The organism is Nocardiopsis lucentensis DSM 44048 (assembly GCF_000341125.1).
In the GTDB taxonomy this organism is placed as follows: Bacteria; Actinomycetota; Actinomycetes; order Streptosporangiales; family Streptosporangiaceae; genus Nocardiopsis; species Nocardiopsis lucentensis.
Genome location: NZ_ANBC01000735.1, coordinates 1 through 7,065, shown reverse-complemented (window position 1 = coordinate 7,065; position 7,065 = coordinate 1). Strand labels below are relative to the sequence as shown.

The following is a 7,065-nucleotide window of genomic DNA, read 5'->3' as shown; positions in this document are numbered from 1 at the left end:
CCCGGCCGGTCCGCAGCGCGTGGTCGGCCCGGCCGCGCCGCGGACGACGCGGCGCCGCCCCCTCCGCCCGGATCCGATGACTCCGAGGCCGGGACCCAACGCCCCTGGTGGCGGCGGCGCGGCACCGTCCTCGTGACAGCCGCGGCGTCCGCCCTGGTCATCGCGGGCGGGACCGTGCTCGCTCTCGCCGGTCTCCCGTTCCCGGGCCAGGAGCCGGCCGCCACCGCCGGCCCCGGCGCCGACCCTTCGTCGTCCCCCGACCCGGGCGGCGAGCCCTCCGACGGCCCTCCCGAGGTCGAACTCAGCGGCTTCATGTACGACCTCGTCTTCTCCGACGACGGGGAGACGCTGTACGTCTACGGCGGAAGCACGCTGTCCGCCTGGGACTGGCGCGAGGGCGTGCCCATCGACACGTGGGAGCCCACCCCGACCTCCGCCGACATCACGTCCAGCGGCTACGTCGCCTCCGCGGCCGACGGCTACGTCGAGGTATGGGAGGGGTCCAGTGACAACCGTGTGGCCGTTGTGGGCCGAAACAACGGGGACCGCGGCTTCTACGACTACCCCGCCCTGACCGACGACGGCTCCCGGCTGGCGGTCCTCGCCTCCGAGGACGGGACCTACGACGGCGACCGGCTCATCCAGATCTGGGACGTGGAGAGCGACACCGCCGAGGTGGACATCCCGGTCGAGGGCATCGCCTTCGACCTCGACTTCACCCGTGACGGGTCCCTGCTCGTCGGCATGGTGGTCGACCACGAGTGGGACGCCTACCGGGGCGTGTTCGTCTGGGACACCGCCACCGGCCAAGAGCTGTACCGGATCTCCGGAGACGGTCGGTACTCGTTCACGCTCTCCCCCGACGACTCCACCATGGCCGTGGTGAACGGGGACAACCGCGCCTGGATCGTCGACACCGCCACCGGCGCGACCGTCCGTGAGCTGGCGCCCGTCGGCGAGGAGCACGAGCTCATCCACGACCTGGCCTTCTCCTCCGACGGCGGACGCGTCCTCGCCGGAGCCTACGGCCTGCCCTCCAGCCGGAGCAGCGTGTGGGACGCCGCGACCGGCGAGCTCCTGAGGGAGGGGGAGATCCTCCTCTACGACCCGATCGGCGTCCACCCGGACGGGGAGCACGTCGCCACCGCCGTCTCCGACACGGGAGAGATCAGCGTCCTGATCCTGGACTCCGGGTTCACCATCGTCTCCGAACTGTCCTGACCCGCCTCGGAAGGTCGCCATGCAGCAGCCAGCACCCGACGACCCGAGCCGGGTCGGACCGTACCGGATCGCCGCGCTCCTCGGCGCCGGCGGCATGGGCCGCGTCTACCTGGGGCTCGACGCGGCCGGTACGTCCGCGGCCGTCAAGGTGGTCCGGGCCGAGTACGCCTACGACCCCGACTTCCGCGAGCGCTTCGCCCAGGAGCTGGAGCTGGCCCGGCTCGTCCTGGGCGAGAACGTCCCCCGGGTCCTGGCTGCCGACACCTCGGGGCAGACTCCCTGGATGGCCACCGAGTACGTCATGGGGCCCTCGCTCCACGACCTCGTGCACGCCACGGGCCCGCTCCCGGAGGAGAGCGTGCGGTTCCTCGGGCGGGGCGTGGCCCGCGCGCTGGAGGGCGTCCACGCCAAGGGCCTGGTCCACCGCGACCTCAAGCCCGGCAACGTCATGGTGTCGGCGGACGGGGCGCAGGTGATCGACTTCGGGATCGCCGGGGCGATGGAGGACGCCCGCCACGGCGACGCGGACCGGATCGTCGGCACCCCCGGATACATGTCCCCGGAGATCGTCCGGGAACAGCGGTGCGGCACCCCCTCGGACGTGTTCGCGCTCGGCGGGATGCTCGTGTACGCGCTCACGGGGACGGGGCCGTTCGGCGAGGGCCACCCGTCGGCCGTCATGTACCGCGTCGCCAACCAGGACCCCGTCCTGACCGGCGTGCCCGAGTCCCTGCGCGGGCTCGTCGCGTCCTGTCTGGACAAGGACCCCGACCGGCGGCCCACCGCCGCGGAAGTCCTCCGGGAGTTGGGCGGCTCGCCCGAACCCGCGCCGCACGCGGCCGCCTGGCTGCCCCCGGCCGCACGGGAGGCACTCGACGAGGTCGCGGGCGAACACCGGGACGCCGTGCGATCGACCGCCCTGGCCAAGGGCGAGAAGGGCCCTCTGGCGGGGCGGCTGCTCATCGCCGGGGCGGCGGCCGTCGCCCTGATGCTCATGGGCGGCTTCGGTGTGTGGTCGCTGGGCGGGCCGGACCTGGTGCGCGCCGAACCCGGCGAGGCCGTGCCGTCCGCGAGCGCGGAACCCGTCGAGCGCGAGGTGTGCGACCCCGCCGTGCACCTGGCCGACGAGTTCACCGAACCGGCCGAGAGCGGCGAACTACCCGAGATGGAAGGGCGGCTCCACCCCGCGTTCTCCACCGACGGCTCAGTCCTCGCCATCGGCAGCCCGCAGGGGATCTTCCTCCTGAACTGGCGGGACGGCACCCGGCTCGCGTGGATCGACGTGGAGATCCCTCCTCTGCGGGGGAGGCCCGTGTTCTCCCCGAACGACTGTGAACTCGCCTTCACCTCGGACGACGGAACGCACGTGTACACCCTGGAGACCGGGGAGAGCACCGTCCTGGGCCCCGGACAGAACGTGACGGCCGCCGAGTTCTCCCCGGACGGCTCGGAGGTGACCACGGCCGCCGGCGGCCCCACGAGCGTGGTCACCTACGACGTGGAGAGCGGGGACGTGGTCCACGCCTACGAGGAGGCCGACAGCGCGGCTGAGATCGTCGCCTACTCCCCTGACGGCTCCCACCTGGGGGCCCACACCCTCAGTGGTGAGGTGCTCGTGTGGGACACCGGAACGCGCGAGCTGGTCGCGTACGGGGACGGCCACAGCTCCCCCCTGTTCGACCCGGACCTGGTCCTCACGGAGGACGACGAGGTGCTCTACTACAACGAGAGCGGTCCCCGCAGGCAGGTGCTCGGCAGCCGGGGGGAGCCCACCCGGTTCGTCCCCGCCGACCCGCCCGGGGCGCCCCTGGACCAGTTCGTGTACAGCCCGCAGGCGGACCGGCTGTACGCCACGTACCGGGAACCGGCCGCGGACCTGTCCGAGGGCGTGATGAAGGTGTGGGAGTTCTCCACGGGTGAGGAGCTGACGGCCGAGTCCGACGAGGGGTTCGTCGCCGAGATCACGCTCCATCCCGACGGTGGGATCTTCGTCGGGTTCCCGCCGACCGGCTCGGGGATGTGGGTCGTCGACGCCGTCGAACTGCGCCTGATCACCACCATCGACTGACGTCACGCGCCACCGCCGCCTCCAGGGAAGGGCCCATGCTCCCGCTCCACCCCCACGATCCGCCGTCCGTCGGCCCCTACCGCCTCCACGCCCGGTTGGGTGAGGAGACCTTCACGCGCGTCTACCTGGGGTCGGGCGCCGAGGGAGCACCCGTCGCGGTCAAGGTGGCGCGGTCGACGCACACCACCGACCCCGCCTTCCGGTCGGCCTTCGCCCAGCGGGTGCTGACCGCGCGCGAGGTGTCCGGCCCCCACGTGTGCGGGGTGCGGGACGCCGACCTGGAGGGTGCGGTGCCCTGGGTGGCCGTGGACCGCCCGTTCGGGCCGAGCCTGGCGCACCTGGTCCACGAGCACGGTCCCCTCTCCGCGGACGCGCTGGTCCCGCTCGCGCTCGCGCTCGCCCTCGCGCTGACCGGCCTGCACGCGTCGGGACGCGTCCACGGCTCGCTGTGGCCCGACGGGGTGCTCCTGACGGCGCGGTCGGCGGTCCTGGCCGACCCTGGTCTGGAATGGCTGGAACGAGACGGTTCCGAACGCGCCCCGCACCCGGCCTTCGCGGCGCCGGAGGGCGGGACGGCCCCGGCCGCGGACGTGCTGTCCTGGGCGGCGACGCTGTGCTTCGCGGCCAGCGGCGTCGAGGGGCCGGCCGGGCTCCCCCGGGTCCCCCTGCAACTGCGCGGACTGGTCGACGCCTGCCTCAAACGCCACCCGTCGCTGCGCCCCAGTGCGGCCGACCTGGTGCGGATGCTCGGCGGGGAGTCCGACCCGGGTCCATGGCCGCGGCGGGTGCGGACCGCGGTCGAGGCCGTCGCGGCACGGCAGAGGTCGGCCGTCGACCCCCGAGCCGGGGACCGCGCCGCCGGAGGGGTACCGAAGCCCCCTCCCCGACACGGACGTCGTGCCGCGCTCCTGGCGGCGGGTGGTCTGGTGCTCGCCCTGGTGGCGGGCTCCGCCGCGGCCTGGTCCCGCGGCTGGTCCCCAGGCGGAGCGGCGGAGGGCGAGGGTCCCGGAGAGCCCGACGCCGGACCGGTCGCCGACGCGTCCTGCCTGGACGGCACCGGGTACCCGTCACCCGGGACGGCACCCGACGGGGCCGGGGCGGGGCCGATCGGGCTGGCGTTCGGCCCGGGCGGGGACGCACTGGCCGTGACCACCGGGGAGTACGGGCTGACGGTGTGGGACTGGCGCGCGGGGAGGGAGGTCGCCCGCCCCGCCGACGCGGTGGACACCGACTCCGAGCCCGTGTTCTCACCCACCGGCTGCACGGTCGTCGCGGCGGTCCCCGTCGAATACGAGGGGGTCACCCTTCCGGTCGCGGTCACGCACACCTTCGACCTGCCGTCGGGGACGACCGCACGGCATCTGGGACCGCAGATCGGACCGGAGGAGAGCGGAGGCGTGTGGTCCGCCCCGCCACGCGACGCCCAGGACACGGCGTTCGGCCCCGACGGGAGTGTGCTCGCGGTGGCGCTGGCCGGAGGCGGTGACATGGACGCGGACAGCGTGGGTCTCGTCGACCCGGCCACCGGGGAGGCGACGGGATCGCTCGTGCCGGGGCGGACGAACCGCGTGGAGTTCGTCGGCCCCGACCGCCTCGCCATCGCCCGAACCGGGACGATCTCCGTGTGGGACATCGGCACGGGGGAGGAGGCGTACACCGTTCGGGGAACGGACTCGACGGTCTTCGCCGCGGTCCCCGGCCGCGACGAGGTGGTGTACGGGGACGGGGAGCGGCTGGTGTGGTTCGACTACGCGCGACGCGCGGAACTGGGCTCCTTCACGCTGCCCGGCTTCGCCGACACGGGGGTCGCCGTCCTCCTCGACGTCGTGGTGGATCCGGAGCGGTCTCGGGTGTACGCGAGTTGGGAGGTGCCGGGGTACGCGTCAGACGATGACGCGACCGGCTCCATGAGCCACGTGTGGGACCTGGAGACGGGAGAGGACCTCGCCGACCGCGACGGCGCGGTGGACTTCCGACGGGTCGCCGTGCACCCGGAGGGCGAGGCGCTGGCCGCGATCACCGCCGGGGGCCGGGTGGTGACCGTCGACCCGGAGACGCTGGAGCCCGGCGAACCCTTGTTCTGACGGGCCCTCCCGGGCGCGGGCGGGCTCAGCCGACCGCGGCGAGGATCTCCTCGGCGACCGTGACGGCACGCCGGGTCATCTCCTCCTCGTCGAGGTAGGCCACACCGACGTAGTCGCCCGCCCCGTCGTCGACAACCTCGTCAGCGTCGTACGTCACCTTCACGAGCACCTGCCCGTCGACCACGGTGAGTTCGGCGCTGGTCCCCTCCCGCTGGAACTCGATGGCCGCCAGTTCGCCGACGCCGAGCGAGGGGTCGGCCTCGGACTCCTCGATCGGGAGGACGTAGTCGTCCATCTGAAGCTCCTCACTGATCTCCAGGCGGTAGGTGAGGCTGTGGCTCCGCGGCGCCCCCGCGTCGATGTCCACGTCCGTGGTGATACAGGTCATCGTCAGCTGTCCGGTGTTCTCCAGACTGTCCGGGTCCGGGACGCCGCCTTCCCCCTCCTGGTTGCCCGCACGGCCCGGGCCCACGAACTCGTCCAGTGTGTCCTGGGACAGCACCTCGCACAGGTGGTCCGGGGCGAGCTCCATGGGGTCGACGAGTTCGACGGCCTCCTCGGCCGCGGCCGTCTCCTCGGCGCCCTCCGCGCCCCCGGCGACGGTGTCCGGCTCCCGTTCGGCCCGCCCGGTGTCGCCACCACCGCAGGCACTGAGCAGGAACGCCAGGGCGGCCCCTCCCGCCAGGGTCGCGGCACGGTTGATCGGCTCGGGCATGCGGGGTTCCCCTCCTGGGTCGTTCGTGGAACGGCGGACACCATATCGCCCTGAACACACGAACCGTCACTCAATGTCCGAAATCGGCCACACGGGCGGGCGCCCCCGGAGACACGGACGCGCCGGGAGGAGCGGCCCCTCGCCGGGGCGGCCCGGTAGCGTGTGGGGAAACCGGCGAGGGAGCAGGACCATGCTGAGATCCGCGATCCGACGTGCCCGACGCACTGCCCGAAACGCCGGTGGCGCGTCACCCGCCCAACGCTCCAGCCCCGCGCTGGACGCGCTCGTGCGCGTGGTGGAGGGCACCGGCACGGCGGCCAGGGCGGCCACCGTGTTCGGCGAACCGGTGGTGTCGGGCGCGACCACCGTCGTCCCCGTCGCGCGGGTCAGCGCGCTCAGCACCATGGGCGGCGGTTCGAGCCGTATCCCTGGCGCCGACGGGGCCGGGGGCAGCGGTTTCGCGCGGGTTCGGCCCGCGGGGTTCATCGTCCTGGACGGTGTGGGGGCCCGCTTCCATCCCATTCGCCAGCCCGTGGCCAGGCTCGTCCTCCCCCTTGCCGTGATCACGGCGGCGGCGGCCACCCGCATCGTGGGTGTGTCGCTCCGGGAGGCCCGGCGGCGGAGGCGGTGCGCCAACCCGCGAGGAGTGGCGGCGACGGCGGTGGTGGAGGCGTCGAACACCCCGTCGGGGCGGGAGGAACCGTCCCGTCAGGACCCGGCCGGCGCCGACGGCGCGTCGACCGAGCGCCCCTGAGTCCGCCCGGCGCGCCACGGGCCCGGACCCGTGGCGGGAGGACCGCCGTCAATCCACCCCGGACATCCGCGCGACGAAGGCGAACAGGCCCATCCCCCAGGCGAGGGCCGCGCACATCGCGATGATCACCACGACCTCGACCCCGTTGAGGACGCGGCGCAGCGACGCGCGCGGGACGTCGGTCAGGCGCACCCAGCTCAGCACGCCCAGGACCATGCAGGCG

Annotated in this window: 5 protein-coding genes and 1 pseudogene; 4 read left to right on the top strand and 2 right to left on the bottom strand. The window is 73.9% G+C overall.

The window, feature by feature from the left end; translation table 11 throughout:
* The 3 genes from D471_RS36210 to D471_RS0125710 form a co-directional block, all read left to right on the top strand.
* Positions 1–1,221: WD40 repeat domain-containing protein (locus D471_RS36210; RefSeq protein ID WP_017601278.1), on the top strand; the 1,221-nt coding region annotated here is incomplete at its 5' end.
* A gap of 19 nt (positions 1,222–1,240) precedes the next feature.
* Entirely contained in the window at positions 1,241–3,289 is a 2,049-nt protein-coding gene (locus tag D471_RS0125715; RefSeq protein ID WP_026128077.1) for a WD40 repeat domain-containing serine/threonine protein kinase, read from the top strand.
* A 35-nt stretch (positions 3,290–3,324) separates the two neighbouring features.
* On the top strand, positions 3,325–5,373 hold the full coding sequence (locus D471_RS0125710) for a protein kinase (RefSeq protein ID WP_017601277.1): 2,049 nt from the start codon (positions 3,325–3,327) through the stop codon (positions 5,371–5,373).
* A gap of 25 nt (positions 5,374–5,398) precedes the next feature.
* Here the strand turns inward: D471_RS0125710 and D471_RS0125705 are convergent, their stop codons facing one another.
* Positions 5,399–6,088, bottom strand: coding sequence for a hypothetical protein (locus D471_RS0125705; protein ID WP_017601276.1), 690 nt, complete (start codon positions 6,086–6,088; stop codon positions 5,399–5,401).
* A 190-nt stretch (positions 6,089–6,278) separates the two neighbouring features.
* Here D471_RS0125705 and D471_RS42555 point away from each other — a divergent pair, with 190 nt between their 5' ends.
* On the top strand, positions 6,279–6,842 hold the full coding sequence (locus tag D471_RS42555; protein ID WP_338045361.1) for a GerW family sporulation protein: 564 nt from the start codon (positions 6,279–6,281) through the stop codon (positions 6,840–6,842).
* 48 nt (positions 6,843–6,890) lie between these two features.
* Here D471_RS42555 and D471_RS42075 read toward each other — a convergent pair.
* A pseudogene (locus D471_RS42075) lies at positions 6,891–7,065 on the bottom strand (type VII secretion integral membrane protein EccD); the annotation flags it as partial.

Excerpts from the sequence above, each read along its gene's own strand:
- D471_RS0125715 (WP_026128077.1), top strand. The coding sequence starts at position 1,241 with ATGCAGCAGCCAGCACCCGACGACCCGAGCCGGGTCGGACCGTACCGG.
- D471_RS0125710 (WP_017601277.1), top strand. The coding sequence starts at position 3,325 with ATGCTCCCGCTCCACCCCCACGATCCGCCGTCCGTCGGCCCCTACCGC.
- D471_RS0125705 (WP_017601276.1), bottom strand. The coding sequence starts at position 6,088 with ATGCCCGAGCCGATCAACCGTGCCGCGACCCTGGCGGGAGGGGCCGCC.
- D471_RS42555 (WP_338045361.1), top strand. The coding sequence starts at position 6,279 with ATGCTGAGATCCGCGATCCGACGTGCCCGACGCACTGCCCGAAACGCC.